We start from the raw sequence: 13,926 nt of genomic DNA on the forward strand, positions 1-13,926 counted from the left end.
CCTCCCGATACGACGCGGTGCGCGCCAGCAGGGGAACGAGACACATTTCCAGGGACAATAAAAAACCGGGCCGAGGCCCGGTTTTTCATGAGAGGCGTGAGCCTTACTCAGCAGCGTCTACAGCTTCGCCGCCTACAGCACGATCAACCAGCTCGACGTACGCCATGGGGGCGTTGTCGCCAGCGCGGAAACCGCACTTGAGGATGCGCAGGTAGCCGCCCGGACGGTTGGCGTAGCGCTTGCCCAGCTCGTTGAACAGCTTGCCTACGGCAGCTTTCGAACGGGTACGGTCGAAAGCCAGACGACGGTTGGCAACGCTGTCTTCCTTGGCCAGGGTGATCAGCGGCTCGGCAACGCGGCGCAGTTCCTTGGCTTTCGGCAGGGTGGTTTTGATCAGTTCGTGTTCGAACAGCGACACAGCCATGTTCTGGAACATAGCCTTGCGGTGCGCGCTGGTACGGCTCAGGTGACGACCACTTTTACGATGGCGCATGGTTCAATTCCTTTCCAAACTTTACGTTCGGTAGCTACGACGATCAGGCAGTAGCCTTGTCGTCTTTCTTAAGACTTGCCGGCGGCCAGTTGTCGAGGCGCATACCGAGGGACAGACCGCGAGAGGCCAGAACGTCCTTGATTTCGGTCAGGGACTTCTTGCCCAGGTTCGGAGTTTTCAACAGCTCTACTTCGGTGCGCTGAATCAGGTCGCCGATGTAGTAGATGTTCTCCGCCTTCAGGCAGTTGGCCGAACGAACGGTCAGCTCCAGGTCATCGACCGGACGCAGCAGGATCGGATCGATCTCGTCTTCCTGCTCTTCAACGACAGGCTCGCTGTCACCCTTGAGGTCCACGAACGCTGCCAGCTGCTGTTGCAGGATGGTAGCGGCGCGGCGGATAGCCTCTTCGGGGTCCAGGGTGCCGTTGGTTTCCAGATCAAGGACCAGCTTGTCCAGGTTGGTACGCTGTTCGACACGGGCGTTCTCGACCACGTAGGCAACACGACGTACGGGGCTGAACGAGGCGTCGAGTTGCAGACGGCCGATGCTACGGCTTTCGTCTTCATCGCTCGAGCGGGCATCAGCCGGCTCGTAGCCACGGCCACGAGCGACTTTCAGCTTCATGTTCAGCGCACCGTTATCGGCCAGGTGGGCGATAACATGGTCACCGTTGACGATCTCGACATCATGATCCAGCTGAATATCGGCAGCGGTCACCACACCCGAGCCCTTTTTCGCCAGGGTCAGCGTCACTTCGTCACGGCCGTGCAGCTTGATGGCCAGACCTTTCAGGTTGAGCAGGATCTCGATGACGTCTTCCTGCACACCTTCGATCGCGGAGTACTCATGGAGTACGCCGTCGATCTCGGCCTCGACCACTGCGCAGCCAGGCATGGAGGACAACAGGATGCGACGCAGCGCGTTGCCCAGGGTATGGCCGAAACCACGCTCGAGGGGCTCGAGCGTGATCTTGGCGCGGGTTTGGCTGACCACCTGCACATCGATGTGGCGGGGGGTCAGGAACTCATTTACCGAACTCTGCATGGATGCACCTATTTTCTAGCCCTTACTTGGAGTAGAGCTCGACAATCAGGTTTTCGTTGATGTCGGCGGACAGGTCGGCGCGAGCCGGAACACTCTTGAAGGTACCGGCTTTCTTGTCGGTGTCGACATCAACCCACTCGACGCGGCCACGTTGGGCGCACAGTTCGAGGGCTTGAGCGATACGCAGCTGGTTCTTCGACTTCTCGCGAATAGCAACGACGTCGCCGGCCTTAACCTGATAGGACGGGATGTTGACGGTCTGACCGTTCACGCTGATGGTCTTGTGGGACACCAGCTGACGGGATTCGGAACGAGTGGAACCGAAGCCCATGCGGTATACGACGTTGTCCAGGCGGCATTCCAGCAGTTGCAGCAGGTTCTCACCAGTGGAGCCCTTGCGGCGGGAAGCCTCTTGGTAGTAACCGCGGAACTGACGCTCCAGAACGCCGTAGATGCGGCGGACTTTCTGCTTCTCACGCAGCTGCAGACCGTAGTCGGACAGGCGGCCACGGCGAGCGCCGTGCTGACCCGGGACTTGTTCGGCCTTGCACTTGGAGTCGAGGGCGCGAGCGCCGCTCTTCAGGAACAGGTCGGTGCCTTCACGGCGAGACAGTTTGCATTTGGGACCAATGTAACGAGCCATTTCTCACTGTCTCCTATTACACGCGACGCTTTTTCGGCGGGCGGCAGCCGTTGTGCGGGATCGGGGTTACGTCGGTGATGCTGGCGATCTTGTAACCGCAAGCATTCAGAGCGCGAACAGCCGACTCGCGGCCCGGGCCCGGGCCCTTGACGTTGACGTCGAGGTTCTTCAGACCGTATTCCAGAGCAGCCTGGCCGGCACGCTCGGCCGCTACCTGGGCAGCGAACGGGGTGCTCTTACGCGAGCCACGGAAGCCCGAACCACCGGAGGTAGCCCAGGACAGAGCGTTGCCCTGACGGTCGGTGATGGTAACGATGGTGTTGTTGAAGGACGCGTGGATATGCGCGATCCCGTCGACCACCGTCTTTTTGACTTTCTTACGAGGACGAGCAGCAGGTTTTGCCATGACTATATTCCTAAGCGATTACTTGCGGATCGGCTTACGCGGGCCCTTACGGGTGCGCGCGTTGGTCTTGGTACGCTGACCGCGAACCGGCAGACCGCGACGATGACGCAGACCACGGTAGCAACCGAGGTCCATCAGACGCTTGATGTTCATGTTGATTTCACGGCGCAGGTCACCTTCGGTGGTCAGCTTGGCCACCTCGTTGCGCAGCGAATCGATCTGCTCTTCGCTCAGTTCCTTGATCTTCGCTACCGGGCTGATGCCGGTGGCAGCGCAGATGCTCTGTGCAGTAGTGCGACCAACACCATAGATGTAGGTCAGCGAGATAACAGTGTGCTTGTTATCCGGAATGTTTACGCCTGCAATACGGGCCATTCAGAAAAACTCCAATTGACAGCTACCCGGCGCCCAGGGAGCCAAGAAAGGGCGCGGATATTAGCGCTGTAATAACAAATAATCAACCCGGCAGCGCACTAGCTGCCGGGCTATATCGCGTGGATCACACTCAGCCTTGGCGCTGCTTGTGACGCGGCTCCGAGCTGCAGATCACGCGAACAACACCTTCGCGACGGATGATCTTGCAGTTACGGCACAGCTTCTTAACCGATGCACGAACTTTCATCAGTGACTCCTACTAACCTTACGGGCCGGTCAGCGCAGCATGCTGCTGCCGCCATAACCCTTCAGGTTGGCTTTCTTCATGAGGGACTCGTACTGGTGCGAAACGAGGTGCGATTGTACTTGGGCCATAAAGTCCATCACAACCACCACAACGATCAACAACGAGGTCCCGCCGAGGTAGAACGGAACGTGGGCAGCTACGACCAGGAACTGGGGCAGCAGGCACACAGCCGTCATGTACAGGGCACCGAACATGGTCAAACGGGTCAGCACGCCATCGATGTAGCGAGCGGACTGTTCGCCCGGACGAATACCCGGAATAAATGCACCGGACTTCTTGAGGTTTTCCGCCACGTCCTTGGGGTTGAACATCAGCGCTGTGTAGAAGAAGCAGAAGAAAACGATCCCTGCACTAAACAGCAGAATGTTCAGCGGCTGTCCCGGAGCGATCGCTTGCGCGACGTCCTGCAGCCAACCCAGGCCCTCCGACTGACCGAACCAGGCGCCCAGGGACGCCGGGAACAGCAGGATGCTGCTGGCGAAAATGGCCGGGATTACGCCCGCCATGTTCACTTTCAGCGGCAGATGGCTGGTCTGCGCGGCAAACACCTTGCGACCTTGTTGGCGCTTGGCGTAATGCACGGCAATGCGGCGCTGGCCGCGCTCGATGAACACCACGAACGCGATGATCGCCACGGCCAGCAGGCCGACGGAGATCAGGGCGAAGATGTTGATGTCACCTTGACGGGCGGACTCGAAAGACTGCCCGATGGCGCGCGGCAGGCCGGCGACGATCCCCGAGAAGATCAGCATGGAAATACCATTGCCGACGCCTCGTTCGGTGATCTGCTCACCCAGCCACATCATGAACAGCGCACCCGCCACGAAGGTGGTGACTGCCACGAAGTAGAAGCCGAAGTCATTGGAGAAGGCCACGCCCTGGCTGCCCAGACCAACGGCCATGCCGATGGCCTGGACGAGTGCCAGGACGAGCGTTGCGTAGCGGGTGTACTGGCTGATCTTGCGACGCCCAGACTCACCCTCTTTCTTCAACTGCTCCAGCTGCGGGCTGATAGCGGTCATGAGCTGCATGATGATCGACGCCGAGATGTACGGCATGATCCCCAGTGCAAAAATGCTCATGCGCTCCAGCGCGCCGCCGGAAAACATGTTGAAGAGGCTAAGAATGGTCCCCTCGTTCTGCCGGAACAGTGCCGCCAAGCGATCGGGGTTGATGCCCGGAACCGGGATGTGCGCACCTATTCGGTAGACGATGATCGCCAGGAACAGGAAACGCAGACGTGCCCAGAGCTCGGACAGACCACCACCGTTGCTCAGCGCAGAGAGAGCACCTTGCTTAGCCATTTAGTCCTCGAATTTGCCGCCAGCTGCTTCGATAGCCGCACGAGCGCCTTTGGTGGCGCCGATGCCTTTCAGGGTGACCGCGCGGGCAACTTCACCGGACAGCACGACTTTGACGCGCTGTACGTTGCGGTTGATCACGTTGGCATCCTTCAGGGATTGCACGGTGACGACGTCGCCTTCGACCTTGGCCAGCTCGGAGGTACGAACCTCAGCGCGATCCAGGGCTTTCAGGGACTTGAAGCCGAATTTCGGCAGACGACGGTGCAGCGGCTGCTGGCCACCCTCGAAGCCCGGAGCGATGGTGCCGCCGGAGCGGGAAGTCTGGCCTTTGTGACCACGACCACCGGTCTTGCCCAGACCGCTACCAATACCACGACCCGGACGGTGCTTCTCGCGACGGGCACCCGGCGCGGAACGCAGATCGTTCAGTTGCATGATTAACCCTCAACCTTCAGCAGGTAGTAAGCCTTGTTGATCATGCCGCGGTTCTCAGGAGTGTCCTGGACCTCTACGGTGTGACCGATGCGACGCAGGCCGAGGCCTTTGACGCAGGCTTTGTGATTGGCCAGACGGCCATTCACGCTCTTGATCAGAGTGACTTTTACGGTTGCCATGGTTAGAGAATCTCCTCGACGCTCTTGCCACGCTTGGCCGCTACTGCCTCAGGGGACTGCATGTTCTTCAGACCCTTGAAGGTGGCGTAAACCACGTTCACCGGGTTGGTCGAACCGTAGCACTTGGCCAGAACGTTCTCTACACCAGCCACTTCCAGAACGGCACGCATGGCGCCGCCGGCGATGATACCGGTACCTTCGGAAGCCGGCTGCATGTACACCTTGGAGGCGCCGTGGGCGGCCTTGGTCGGGTACTGCAGGGTGGTGCCGTTCAGATCAACCTGGATCATGTTGCGGCGAGCAGCTTCCATGGCCTTCTGGATGGCGGCCGGCACTTCACGCGCCTTGCCACGACCGAAGCCAACACGGCCCTTGCCATCGCCAACCACGGTCAGCGCGGTGAAGGCGAAGATACGGCCACCTTTTACGGTTTTGGCGACGCGGTTAACTTGAACCAGCTTCTCGATGTAGCCTTCGTCGCGCTTTTGATCGTTGTTTGCCATAACTTAGAACTCCAGACCGCCTTCGCGAGCGGCATCAGCCAGGGCCTTGATACGGCCGTGGTACTTGAAGCCAGAACGGTCGAACGCCACCTGAGTGACGCCGGCAGCCTTGGCGCGTTCGGCGACCAGTTGACCAACTTTCTTGGCTGCGTCGACGTTGCCGGTGGCACCTTCGCGCAGTTCCTTGTCCAGGGTCGAGGCGCTGGCCAGGACCTTGCCGCCGTCGGCCGCAATGACCTGGGCGTAAATGTGCTGGGAGGAGCGGTACACGCAAAGGCGTACGGCTTCCAGCTCGCGCATCTTCAGGCGTGCCTTGCGAGCGCGACGCAGACGGGTTTCTTTCTTGACGCTCATTTGCTATGCCCTACTTCTTCTTGGCTTCTTTACGAAGTACGACTTCGTCGGAGTACCGCACGCCCTTGCCTTTGTACGGCTCTGGCGGACGGAAGTCGCGAATCTCGGCGGCAACCTGACCGACCAGCTGCTTGTCGATGCCCTTGATCAGGATATCGGTCTGGCTGGGGGTTTCAGCGGTAATGCCGGCGGGCAGTTCGTAATCAACCGGGTGGGAGAAGCCGAGGGCCAGGGACAGCACTTGGCCTTTGGCCTGCGCCTTGTAACCAACGCCTACCAGCTGGAGCTTGCGCTCGAAGCCCTGGCTGACGCCGATCACCATGTTGTTGACCAGAGCACGGGTGGTACCGGCCATGGCACGGGTCTGCTGGTCGCCGTTACGGGCGGCGAAACGCAGCTCACCGTTGTCCTGGATGACTTCTACGGACGGGTGTACTTTCAGCTCCAGGGAACCTTTGGTGCCCTTGATCGAAAGTTCCTGACCTGCCAGCTTGATTTCAACGCCGGCGGGCAGTTTGACGGGGTTCTTAGCAACGCGAGACATGCTGATTCCCCTTAGAACACAGTGCAGAGCACTTCGCCACCGACGCCAGCGGCACGGGCAGCGCGGTCGGTCATCACACCTTTGTTGGTGGAGACGATCGACACACCCAGACCGCCGCGAACTTTCGGCAGCTGATCTACGGACTTGTACTGGCGGAGGCCAGGACGGCTAATGCGCTTCACTTCCTCGATGACAGGCTTGCCTTCGAAGTACTTCAGCTCGATGGACAGCTGAGGCTTGGCCTCACCGCTGACCTGATAGTCCGCAATGTAACCTTCGTCCTTGAGGACTTTGGCTACTGCCGCTTTCAGCTTGGAAGACGGCATGCTCACGACGGTCTTCTCAGCCATCTGGGCATTACGGATGCGAGTTAGCATGTCTGCTAACGGGTCCTGCATACTCATGGGCTTAATGCTCCTGATACAAAAGATAAGCCTTTAACGAAACTCACCCGCAAAAGACCAGGCGAGACAAACCCCTGGCTCGGGGGAGCCGGGTATTCTAGAGATCGCTCAAAAACGAATCAAGCCCCACGAGGGGGCTTGATTCGTTAAGCGATCAACGGAGCCGTTGCCAGCTCCGTTTGTCGACTTACCAGCTGGCTTTCACCAGGCCCGGTACGTCACCGCGCATGGCGGCTTCACGCAGCTTGTTACGGCTCAGGCCGAACTTGCGGTAGAAGCCGTGCGGACGACCGGTCAGACGGCAACGGTTACGCAGGCGGCTGGCGCTCGCGTCACGCGGTTGCTTCTGCAGGGCGACCTGCGCAGCCCAACGGTCTTCCGCGGAGGTAGCCGGATTCGCGATGGTAGCTTTCAGCTCGGCACGCTTTTTGGCGTACTTGGCAACCGTTTGCTGACGCTTCAGCTCACGGTTCTTCATGCTCTCTTTAGCCATGGTCCTACTCCAATCAGTTGCGGAACGGGAATTTGAAAGCACGCAGCAGGGCGCGACCTTCATCATCCGAACGAGCAGTGGTGGTCAGGGTGATATCCATACCGCGGAGAGCGTCGATCTTGTCGTAATCGATTTCCGGGAAGATGATCTGCTCTTTAACGCCCATGCTGTAGTTGCCACGACCGTCGAAGGACTTGGCATTCAGGCCGCGGAAGTCACGCACGCGCGGCAGGGAGATGGAGAGCAGGCGGTCCAGGAACTCGTACATGCGGTCGCCACGCAGGGTGACCTTCACGCCGATCGGCCAGCCTTCACGGATCTTGAAGCCAGCGATGGACTTACGAGCGTAAGTCACGACCGGCTTCTGGCCAGCGATCTTTTCCAGATCAGCTACAGCGCTTTCGATGACTTTCTTGTCACCGACCGCTTCGCCAAGACCCATATTCAGGGTGATTTTGGTGACGCGCGGAACTTCCATCACGTTCGCCAGCTGAAGCTCTTGCTTCAGCTTGGGCGCGATTTCCTTCCGATAAATTTCTTTCAATCGTGCCATGGTATCTACCTACTCCCTCAAGCCTGAACCGGTTTTTGGGTCGACTTGAAGACACGAACCTTCTTACCGTCTTCTACCTTGAAGCCAACGCGGTCAGCCTTGTTGGTTTCCGGGTTGAAGATGGCGACGTTGGAGACGTGCAGAGGCGCCTCCTTCTCGACGATCCCGCCTTGCTGGTTGAGCATCGGGTTGGGCTTGGTGTGGCGCTTGACCAGGTTCACACCGCCAACGACCAGACGGTCGTCAGCGAGAACTTTCAGCACCTTGCCACGCTTGCCCTTGTCCTTGCCGGCAATGACGATGATTTCGTCGTCACGACGAATTTTTTGCATGACGGCTACTCCTTACAGCACTTCAGGGGCGAGCGAGACGATCTTCATGAACTTCTCGGTACGAAGTTCACGAGTCACGGGCCCGAAGATACGGGTGCCGATCGGCTCCTGCTTGTTGTTCAGCAGGACGGCGGCGTTACCGTCGAAGCGAATGATGGAGCCGTCGGTGCGGCGAACACCGTGCTTGGTACGAACGACCACGGCAGTCATCACCTGGCCTTTCTTCACCTTGCCACGCGGAATCGCTTCCTTGACGGTGACCTTGATGATGTCGCCAATGCCGGCGTAACGGCGGTGGGAACCGCCGAGCACCTTGATGCACATTACGCGACGCGCGCCGCTGTTGTCAGCGACATCGAGCATGGATTGAGTCTGAATCATCTTCTATCTCCGACCCTTAGACTTCCACCGCGCGCTCGACGATATCAACCAGAGTCCAGGCCTTGGTTTTGGCCAGCGGACGGGTCTCGCGAATGGTGACCAGGTCACCGATGCGGCACTGATTGGTTTCGTCGTGGGCGTGCAGTTTGGTCGAACGCTTCACGTATTTGCCGTAGATCGGGTGCTTGACGCGACGCTCGATCAGAACGGTGACGGTCTTGTCCATCTTGTCGCTGACGACGCGGCCGGTCAGCGTACGGACGGTTTTCTGAGCTTCAGCCATGATCACTTACCTGCTTGCTGATTGAGCACAGTTTTGACGCGAGCGATGTCGCGCTTCACCTGCGAGAGCAGGTGGGACTGCCCCAACTGACCAGTTGCTTTCTGCATGCGCAGATTGAACTGATCGCGCAGCAGGCCGAGCAGTTGCTCGTTCAGCTGCTCCACGGATTTTTCACGAAGTTCATTCGCTTTCATCACATCACCGTCCGCTTAACAAAGGAGGTGGCGAGCGGCAGCTTTGCAGCAGCCAGGGCGAATGCCTCACGCGCCAGCTCTTCGGATACACCCTCGATCTCGTACAGGACCTTGCCCGGTTGAATCTGGGCTACCCAGTACTCGACGCCGCCCTTCCCTTTACCCATACGAACTTCGAGGGGCTTCTTGGTGACAGGCTTGTCGGGGAATACGCGGATCCAGATCTTGCCGCCACGTTTTACGTGACGGGTCAGCGCACGACGTGCGGACTCGATCTGACGCGCGGTGAGACGGCCGCGGCTGGTTGCCTTGAGGGCGAACTCGCCGAAGCTGACTTTGGAACCGCGATGAGCCAGGCCACGGTTGTGACCGGTCATTTGCTTGCGGAACTTCGTACGCTTAGGTTGCAGCATTTGCGTACTCCTTACTTAGCAGCTTTTTTACGAGGAGCGGGCGCTTGCGGCTTGAGCTCTTCCTGGCGGCCACCAATGACCTCGCCTTTGAAGATCCAAACCTTCACACCGATCACACCGTAGGTGGTGTGCGCTTCGTAGGTGGCATAGTCGATATCGGCGCGCAGGGTGTGCAGGGGCACACGACCTTCGCGATACCATTCGGTACGAGCAATTTCAGCGCCGCCCAAACGACCGCTCACCTGGATCTTGATGCCCTTGGCACCAATACGCATGGCGTTCTGTACAGCGCGCTTCATGGCGCGACGGAACATAACGCGACGCTCCAGCTGCTGAGCTACGCTCTGCGCAACCAGCATACCGTCGAGTTCCGGCTTGCGGATCTCTTCGATGTTGATGTGCACGGGCACACCCATTTGCTTGGTCAGGTCCTGACGCAGCTTCTCAACATCTTCACCTTTCTTGCCGATCACGATACCGGGACGGGCGGTGTGGATGGTGATGCGTGCGGTTTGAGCCGGACGATGGATATCGATACGGCTTACGGACGCGCTTTTTAGTTTGTCTTGGAGGTATTCACGAACCTTCAGGTCGGCGAACAGATAATCAGCGTAAGTGCGCTTATCTGCGTACCAAACGGAGGTGTGCTCCTTGACGATACCCAGGCGGATGCCATTGGGATGTACTTTCTGACCCATCTGATCGACTCCGTTACTTGTCCGCAACCTTGACAGTGATATGGCAAGACCGCTTGACGATGCGATCAGCACGGCCTTTGGCGCGCGGCATGATGCGCTTGAGCGAACGACCTTCGTTGACGAAGACGGTGGAGACCTTGAGGTCATCCACATCGGCGCCTTCGTTGTGCTCAGCGTTGGCCACGGCCGACTCCAGCACTTTCTTCATGATCTCGGCGGCTTTCTTACTGCTGAAAGCCAGGAGGTTGAGCGCTTCGCCCACCTTCTTCCCGCGGATCTGGTCGGCGACCAAGCGGGCTTTCTGGGCGGAGATACGAGCGCCCGACAGCTTAGCGGCTACTTCCATCTTCCTTACCCCTTAACGCTTGGCTTTCTTGTCCGCAGCGTGCCCACGATAAGTGCGGGTAGCAGCGAACTCGCCGAGTTTGTGACCAACCATGTCTTCGTTCACGAGGACCGGCACGTGTTGACGGCCGTTGTGAACAGCAATGGTCAGACCAACCATATGCGGCAGAATCATCGAACGGCGCGACCAGGTCTTGATCGGTTTGCGATCGTTCTTTTCCACCGCCACTTCGATCTTCTTCAACAGGTGAAGATCGATAAACGGACCTTTTTTCAGAGAACGCGGCACTGTCGTATCCCTCTATTTACTTGCGGCGACGGACGATCATGTTATCGGTACGCTTGTTCGCGCGAGTCTTCTTACCCTTGGTCTGAAGACCCCACGGCGATACCGGATGACGACCAGCAGAGGTACGACCTTCACCACCACCGTGCGGGTGGTCGACCGGGTTCATGGCAACGCCACGAACGGTCGGGCGAATGCCGCGCCAGCGTTTGGCACCAGCTTTACCCAGCGAACGCAGGCTGTGCTCGGAGTTCGAGACTTCGCCCAGGGTCGCACGGCAGTCAGCCAGGACTTTACGCATTTCACCGGAACGCAGACGCACGGTTACGTAAGCGCCTTCACGGGCTACCAGCTGGGCCGAGGCGCCAGCGGAGCGAACCAGCTGGGCGCCTTTGCCCGGCTTCAGCTCGATACCGTGGATGGTGCTACCAACCGGGATGTTGCGCAGCGGCATGTTGTTGCCGGCCTTGATCGGAGCGCCGATACCGGAGATCAGTTGATCGCCAGCCACCACGCCTTTGGGGGCGATGATGTAACGACGCTCACCGTCCGCGTACTTCAGCAGAGCGATGTGCGCAGTGCGGTTCGGGTCATATTCCACGCGCTCGACGATGGCAGGGATGCCATCCTTGTTGCGGCGGAAATCGACCAGACGGTAGTGCTGCTTGTGACCACCGCCAACGTGGCGGGTGGTGATACGACCGTTGTTGTTACGGCCGCCCGACTTGGACTTCTTCTCGACCAGGCCAGCGAACGGAGCACCTTTATGCAGGTCCTGGTTCACTACCTTGACGACAAAACGACGACCAGCGGAAGTCGGCTTGCATTTAACGATTGCCATGATGCACCCCTTTACTCAGCGCCAGCTGCGAAATCGAGATCTTGGCCCGGCTGAAGGGAGATGTACGCCTTCTTCCAGTCGTTACGCTTGCCCAGGCCGCGAACGGTACGCTTGGTCTTGCCCTGAACGTTCAGGGTGGTGACGCGACGTACTTTCACGCCGAACAGGCTTTCGACGGCCTTCTTGATTTCCAGCTTGGTTGCATCAGTGGCAACCTTGAAAACGAATTGGCTGTTGCCGTCCGCCAGGCCAGTGGCCTTCTCGGAGATATGCGGGCCCAGCAGCACTTTGAATACGCGTTCCTGGTTCATGCCAGCAGCTCCTCGAACTTCTTCACGGCGGACACGGTGACGAGCACCTTGTCGTAGGCGATCAGGCTGACCGGGTCGGAACCCTGGACGTCGCGTACGTCGACGTGCGCGAGGTTGCGCGCAGCCAGGTACAGGTTTTCATCGACGCCATCGGTAACGATCAGCACGTCTTTCAGGCCCAGGCCGTCCAGCTTGCTGACCAGACCTTTGGTTTTCGGCGCGTCGACAGCGAAGTCGGCGACGATGACCAGGCGCTCCAGACGAACCAGCTCGGAGAGGATGGAGCGCATGGCAGCGCGGTACATCTTCTTGTTGAGCTTCTGGGAATGATCCTGCGGTTTGGCGGCGAAAGTGGTGCCGCCCCCACGCCAGATGGGGCTACGGATGGTGCCAGCGCGAGCACGACCGGTGCCCTTCTGACGCCACGGCTTCTTGCCACCACCGGAGACTTCGGAACGAGTCTTCTGAGCCTTGGTGCCCTGACGACCGCCAGCCATGTAGGCGACGACAGCCTGGTGAACCAGAGTCTCGTTGAATTCGCTGCCAAAGGTACGCTCGGAGACTTCGATAGCCTGAGCGCCGTTCACATTAAGTTGCATCTCAGCTTCCCCTCTTAACCGCGAGCCTTGGCGGCCGGACGCACGAGCACGTCACCGCCGGTAGCGCCAGGAACGGCACCCTTGACCAGCAGCAGATTACGCTCGGCATCGACACGCACGATCTCAAGGGATTGAACGGTTACGCGCTCAGCACCCATGTGACCGGACATTTTCTTGCCCTTGAACACTCGACCAGGAGTCTGGCACTGGCCGATCGAACCCGGGACGCGGTGGGAAACGGAGTTACCGTGGGTATTGTCTTGACCACGGAAGTTCCAGCGCTTGATGGTACCGGCGTAGCCTTTACCCTTGGATTCACCGGTAACGTCTACCAGCTGACCAGCCTGGAACAGATCGACAGAGATCGAATCGCCTGCCTTGAACTCCTCTTCGCCCAGACGGAATTCCCACACGCCGCGACCGGCGGCGACATTCGCCTTGGCAAAGTGACCGGCTTGAGCCTTGGTCACGCGAGAAGCACGACGCTCGCCAGCAGTTACCTGCACAGCGCGATAGCCATCAGTCTCTTCGTTTTTGAACTGGGTGACGCGATTCGGCTCGACCTCAATGACCGTGACCGGAATGGAGACACCATCTTCGGTGAAAATGCGGGTCATGCCGCACTTACGACCGACAACACCAATTGTCATGTTTTGAACCTCTTTAGTGTACGGGGCTTTCACCCGCTATGGCCGCCCATTTCAGAGCGTTACACGACCAATGCCGAAGGCATTAGCCGAGGCTGATCTGTACTTCGACGCCAGCAGCAAGGTCGAGCTTCATCAGCGCGTCGACGGTTTTGTCGGTCGGCTGAACGATGTCGAGAACACGCTTGTGGGTACGGATTTCGTACTGGTCACGAGCGTCCTTGTTGACGTGCGGGGAAATCAGCACGGTGTAACGTTCCTTGCGGGTCGGCAGAGGAATCGGACCACGCACCTGAGCCCCAGTACGTTTCGCGGTTTCCACGATTTCCTGGGTAGATTGGTCGATCAGGCGGTGGTCAAAAGCCTTCAACCGAATACGGATTTGTTGATTTTGCATTTGACCTCAGACTCCAAGTTGCCTTTCCCAACGGACGGACTCCGCCCGTTAAAAGGAGGCGCAATTGTACGGATGCCCTCGGGGGGTGTCAATATTTAACCAACTCAACGAAAAAGGGGCCCCGAAGGGCCCCTTTTTCTCATGCGCTAGATCAACGATTA

General features: G+C 58.8%; 28 protein-coding genes. All 28 read right to left on the minus strand.

Annotation, left to right across the window (positions count from 1 at the left end):
• Window positions 1–103: 103 nt before the first annotated feature.
• A complete protein-coding gene (gene rplQ, locus P3W75_RS18860; RefSeq protein ID WP_276228838.1) occupies window positions 104–493 on the minus strand; it encodes a 50S ribosomal protein L17 in 390 nt (129 codons plus the stop codon).
• A 43-nt stretch (window positions 494–536) separates the two neighbouring features.
• Entirely contained in the window at window positions 537–1,538 is a 1,002-nt protein-coding gene (locus P3W75_RS18865; RefSeq protein ID WP_009617182.1) for a DNA-directed RNA polymerase subunit alpha, read from the minus strand.
• A 22-nt stretch (window positions 1,539–1,560) separates the two neighbouring features.
• Window positions 1,561–2,181: a 30S ribosomal protein S4 gene (rpsD, locus tag P3W75_RS18870; protein WP_276228839.1), complete on the minus strand. Its 621-nt coding sequence runs from the start codon at window positions 2,179–2,181 to the stop codon at window positions 1,561–1,563.
• A 16-nt stretch (window positions 2,182–2,197) separates the two neighbouring features.
• Window positions 2,198–2,587, minus strand: a complete 390-nt coding sequence (rpsK, locus tag P3W75_RS18875) for a 30S ribosomal protein S11 (RefSeq protein WP_003093689.1) — start codon at window positions 2,585–2,587, stop codon at window positions 2,198–2,200.
• A gap of 18 nt (window positions 2,588–2,605) precedes the next feature.
• On the minus strand, window positions 2,606–2,962 hold the full coding sequence (gene rpsM, locus P3W75_RS18880) for a 30S ribosomal protein S13 (RefSeq protein ID WP_276228840.1): 357 nt from the start codon (window positions 2,960–2,962) through the stop codon (window positions 2,606–2,608).
• Window positions 2,963–3,092: 130 nt separating this feature from the next.
• Window positions 3,093–3,209 carry a 50S ribosomal protein L36 gene (gene rpmJ / locus P3W75_RS18885; RefSeq protein ID WP_046788135.1) on the minus strand — a complete coding sequence of 39 codons (117 nt, stop codon included), beginning with the start codon at window positions 3,207–3,209 and terminating at the stop codon, window positions 3,093–3,095.
• A 29-nt stretch (window positions 3,210–3,238) separates the two neighbouring features.
• The gene (gene secY / locus P3W75_RS18890) at window positions 3,239–4,573 is read right to left on the minus strand and encodes a preprotein translocase subunit SecY (protein WP_276228841.1); all 1,335 of its coding nucleotides are present in this window, start codon (window positions 4,571–4,573) and stop codon (window positions 3,239–3,241) included.
• Complete coding sequence (gene rplO, locus P3W75_RS18895; protein WP_276228842.1) at window positions 4,574–5,008, minus strand: 50S ribosomal protein L15; 435 nt, start codon at window positions 5,006–5,008, stop codon at window positions 4,574–4,576.
• A 2-nt stretch (window positions 5,009–5,010) separates the two neighbouring features.
• Window positions 5,011–5,187, minus strand: a complete 177-nt coding sequence (gene rpmD, locus P3W75_RS18900) for a 50S ribosomal protein L30 (RefSeq protein ID WP_276228843.1) — start codon at window positions 5,185–5,187, stop codon at window positions 5,011–5,013.
• 2 nt (window positions 5,188–5,189) lie between these two features.
• Window positions 5,190–5,690 carry a 30S ribosomal protein S5 gene (gene rpsE, locus P3W75_RS18905; protein WP_276228844.1) on the minus strand — a complete coding sequence of 167 codons (501 nt, stop codon included), beginning with the start codon at window positions 5,688–5,690 and terminating at the stop codon, window positions 5,190–5,192.
• A gap of 3 nt (window positions 5,691–5,693) precedes the next feature.
• The gene (rplR, locus tag P3W75_RS18910) at window positions 5,694–6,044 is read right to left on the minus strand and encodes a 50S ribosomal protein L18 (protein WP_009617172.1); all 351 of its coding nucleotides are present in this window, start codon (window positions 6,042–6,044) and stop codon (window positions 5,694–5,696) included.
• A 10-nt stretch (window positions 6,045–6,054) separates the two neighbouring features.
• On the minus strand, window positions 6,055–6,588 hold the full coding sequence (gene rplF, locus P3W75_RS18915) for a 50S ribosomal protein L6 (protein WP_276228845.1): 534 nt from the start codon (window positions 6,586–6,588) through the stop codon (window positions 6,055–6,057).
• 11 nt (window positions 6,589–6,599) lie between these two features.
• Window positions 6,600–6,992, minus strand: a complete 393-nt coding sequence (gene rpsH / locus P3W75_RS18920; RefSeq protein ID WP_276228846.1) for a 30S ribosomal protein S8 — start codon at window positions 6,990–6,992, stop codon at window positions 6,600–6,602.
• Between the two features lie 187 nt (window positions 6,993–7,179).
• On the minus strand, window positions 7,180–7,485 hold the full coding sequence (gene rpsN / locus P3W75_RS18925) for a 30S ribosomal protein S14 (RefSeq protein WP_276228847.1): 306 nt from the start codon (window positions 7,483–7,485) through the stop codon (window positions 7,180–7,182).
• Window positions 7,486–7,498: 13 nt separating this feature from the next.
• Window positions 7,499–8,038, minus strand: coding sequence for a 50S ribosomal protein L5 (gene rplE / locus P3W75_RS18930; protein WP_017521899.1), 540 nt, complete (start codon window positions 8,036–8,038; stop codon window positions 7,499–7,501).
• Window positions 8,039–8,055: 17 nt separating this feature from the next.
• Window positions 8,056–8,370 carry a 50S ribosomal protein L24 gene (gene rplX / locus P3W75_RS18935; RefSeq protein ID WP_276228848.1) on the minus strand — a complete coding sequence of 105 codons (315 nt, stop codon included), beginning with the start codon at window positions 8,368–8,370 and terminating at the stop codon, window positions 8,056–8,058.
• A 12-nt stretch (window positions 8,371–8,382) separates the two neighbouring features.
• The gene (gene rplN / locus P3W75_RS18940; protein WP_003093714.1) at window positions 8,383–8,751 is read right to left on the minus strand and encodes a 50S ribosomal protein L14; all 369 of its coding nucleotides are present in this window, start codon (window positions 8,749–8,751) and stop codon (window positions 8,383–8,385) included.
• A gap of 16 nt (window positions 8,752–8,767) precedes the next feature.
• The gene (rpsQ, locus tag P3W75_RS18945) at window positions 8,768–9,034 is read right to left on the minus strand and encodes a 30S ribosomal protein S17 (protein WP_009617165.1); all 267 of its coding nucleotides are present in this window, start codon (window positions 9,032–9,034) and stop codon (window positions 8,768–8,770) included.
• A gap of 2 nt (window positions 9,035–9,036) precedes the next feature.
• Entirely contained in the window at window positions 9,037–9,228 is a 192-nt protein-coding gene (gene rpmC, locus P3W75_RS18950) for a 50S ribosomal protein L29 (RefSeq protein WP_003093720.1), read from the minus strand.
• Entirely contained in the window at window positions 9,228–9,641 is a 414-nt protein-coding gene (rplP, locus tag P3W75_RS18955; RefSeq protein ID WP_009617163.1) for a 50S ribosomal protein L16, read from the minus strand. The genes rpmC and rplP overlap by 1 nt, the downstream gene beginning before the upstream one ends.
• An 11-nt stretch (window positions 9,642–9,652) precedes the next feature.
• Complete coding sequence (gene rpsC, locus P3W75_RS18960) at window positions 9,653–10,339, minus strand: 30S ribosomal protein S3 (protein WP_024767387.1); 687 nt, start codon at window positions 10,337–10,339, stop codon at window positions 9,653–9,655.
• 13 nt (window positions 10,340–10,352) lie between these two features.
• Window positions 10,353–10,685 carry a 50S ribosomal protein L22 gene (gene rplV, locus P3W75_RS18965; RefSeq protein WP_003103908.1) on the minus strand — a complete coding sequence of 111 codons (333 nt, stop codon included), beginning with the start codon at window positions 10,683–10,685 and terminating at the stop codon, window positions 10,353–10,355.
• 12 nt (window positions 10,686–10,697) lie between these two features.
• Window positions 10,698–10,973 carry a 30S ribosomal protein S19 gene (gene rpsS / locus P3W75_RS18970; protein ID WP_015475324.1) on the minus strand — a complete coding sequence of 92 codons (276 nt, stop codon included), beginning with the start codon at window positions 10,971–10,973 and terminating at the stop codon, window positions 10,698–10,700.
• Between the two features lie 16 nt (window positions 10,974–10,989).
• The gene (gene rplB / locus P3W75_RS18975; protein ID WP_276228849.1) at window positions 10,990–11,811 is read right to left on the minus strand and encodes a 50S ribosomal protein L2; all 822 of its coding nucleotides are present in this window, start codon (window positions 11,809–11,811) and stop codon (window positions 10,990–10,992) included.
• Between the two features lie 11 nt (window positions 11,812–11,822).
• Window positions 11,823–12,122 (minus strand): 50S ribosomal protein L23, encoded by a 300-nt coding sequence (rplW, locus tag P3W75_RS18980; RefSeq protein ID WP_276228850.1) that lies wholly within the window; start codon window positions 12,120–12,122, stop codon window positions 11,823–11,825.
• Window positions 12,119–12,721 (minus strand): 50S ribosomal protein L4, encoded by a 603-nt coding sequence (rplD, locus tag P3W75_RS18985; protein ID WP_276228851.1) that lies wholly within the window; start codon window positions 12,719–12,721, stop codon window positions 12,119–12,121. The genes rplW and rplD overlap by 4 nt, the downstream gene beginning before the upstream one ends.
• Before the next feature lie 14 nt (window positions 12,722–12,735).
• Window positions 12,736–13,371, minus strand: a complete 636-nt coding sequence (gene rplC / locus P3W75_RS18990) for a 50S ribosomal protein L3 (RefSeq protein WP_276228852.1) — start codon at window positions 13,369–13,371, stop codon at window positions 12,736–12,738.
• Between the two features lie 82 nt (window positions 13,372–13,453).
• A complete protein-coding gene (gene rpsJ, locus P3W75_RS18995; protein ID WP_003243886.1) occupies window positions 13,454–13,765 on the minus strand; it encodes a 30S ribosomal protein S10 in 312 nt (103 codons plus the stop codon).
• Between the last annotated feature and the right edge of the window lie 161 nt (window positions 13,766–13,926).

The sequence above is a fragment of the Pseudomonas citronellolis genome (assembly GCF_029335315.1).
Taxonomy (GTDB): Bacteria; Pseudomonadota; Gammaproteobacteria; order Pseudomonadales; family Pseudomonadaceae; genus Pseudomonas; species Pseudomonas citronellolis_A.

Coding starts and splice junctions, on each gene's coding strand:
- rpmD (WP_276228843.1), bottom strand. CDS start 5,187: ATGGCAACCGTAAAAGTCACTCTGATCAAGAGCGTGAATGGCCGTCTG.
- rplF (WP_276228845.1), bottom strand. CDS start 6,588: ATGTCTCGCGTTGCTAAGAACCCCGTCAAACTGCCCGCCGGCGTTGAA.
- rplE (WP_017521899.1), bottom strand. CDS start 8,038: ATGGCACGATTGAAAGAAATTTATCGGAAGGAAATCGCGCCCAAGCTG.
- rpmC (WP_003093720.1), bottom strand. CDS start 9,228: ATGAAAGCGAATGAACTTCGTGAAAAATCCGTGGAGCAGCTGAACGAG.
- rplN (WP_003093714.1), bottom strand. CDS start 8,751: ATGATTCAGACTCAATCCATGCTCGATGTCGCTGACAACAGCGGCGCG.
- rplB (WP_276228849.1), bottom strand. CDS start 11,811: ATGGCAATCGTTAAATGCAAGCCGACTTCCGCTGGTCGTCGTTTTGTC.
- rplX (WP_276228848.1), bottom strand. CDS start 8,370: ATGCAAAAAATTCGTCGTGACGACGAAATCATCGTCATTGCCGGCAAG.
- rpsN (WP_276228847.1), bottom strand. CDS start 7,485: ATGGCTAAAGAGAGCATGAAGAACCGTGAGCTGAAGCGTCAGCAAACG.
- rplO (WP_276228842.1), bottom strand. CDS start 5,008: ATGCAACTGAACGATCTGCGTTCCGCGCCGGGTGCCCGTCGCGAGAAG.
- rpsQ (WP_009617165.1), bottom strand. CDS start 9,034: ATGGCTGAAGCTCAGAAAACCGTCCGTACGCTGACCGGCCGCGTCGTC.
- rplC (WP_276228852.1), bottom strand. CDS start 13,371: ATGACAATTGGTGTTGTCGGTCGTAAGTGCGGCATGACCCGCATTTTC.
- rplQ (WP_276228838.1), bottom strand. CDS start 493: ATGCGCCATCGTAAAAGTGGTCGTCACCTGAGCCGTACCAGCGCGCAC.
- rplV (WP_003103908.1), bottom strand. CDS start 10,685: ATGGAAGTAGCCGCTAAGCTGTCGGGCGCTCGTATCTCCGCCCAGAAA.
- rplP (WP_009617163.1), bottom strand. CDS start 9,641: ATGCTGCAACCTAAGCGTACGAAGTTCCGCAAGCAAATGACCGGTCAC.
- rplW (WP_276228850.1), bottom strand. CDS start 12,122: ATGAACCAGGAACGCGTATTCAAAGTGCTGCTGGGCCCGCATATCTCC.
- rplR (WP_009617172.1), bottom strand. CDS start 6,044: ATGAGCGTCAAGAAAGAAACCCGTCTGCGTCGCGCTCGCAAGGCACGC.
- rpsJ (WP_003243886.1), bottom strand. CDS start 13,765: ATGCAAAATCAACAAATCCGTATTCGGTTGAAGGCTTTTGACCACCGC.
- secY (WP_276228841.1), bottom strand. CDS start 4,573: ATGGCTAAGCAAGGTGCTCTCTCTGCGCTGAGCAACGGTGGTGGTCTG.
- rpsC (WP_024767387.1), bottom strand. CDS start 10,339: ATGGGTCAGAAAGTACATCCCAATGGCATCCGCCTGGGTATCGTCAAG.
- rpsD (WP_276228839.1), bottom strand. CDS start 2,181: ATGGCTCGTTACATTGGTCCCAAATGCAAACTGTCTCGCCGTGAAGGC.
- rpmJ (WP_046788135.1), bottom strand. CDS start 3,209: ATGAAAGTTCGTGCATCGGTTAAGAAGCTGTGCCGTAACTGCAAGATC.
- P3W75_RS18865 (WP_009617182.1), bottom strand. CDS start 1,538: ATGCAGAGTTCGGTAAATGAGTTCCTGACCCCCCGCCACATCGATGTG.
- rpsE (WP_276228844.1), bottom strand. CDS start 5,690: ATGGCAAACAACGATCAAAAGCGCGACGAAGGCTACATCGAGAAGCTG.
- rplD (WP_276228851.1), bottom strand. CDS start 12,721: ATGCAACTTAATGTGAACGGCGCTCAGGCTATCGAAGTCTCCGAGCGT.
- rpsK (WP_003093689.1), bottom strand. CDS start 2,587: ATGGCAAAACCTGCTGCTCGTCCTCGTAAGAAAGTCAAAAAGACGGTG.
- rpsH (WP_276228846.1), bottom strand. CDS start 6,992: ATGAGTATGCAGGACCCGTTAGCAGACATGCTAACTCGCATCCGTAAT.
- rpsM (WP_276228840.1), bottom strand. CDS start 2,962: ATGGCCCGTATTGCAGGCGTAAACATTCCGGATAACAAGCACACTGTT.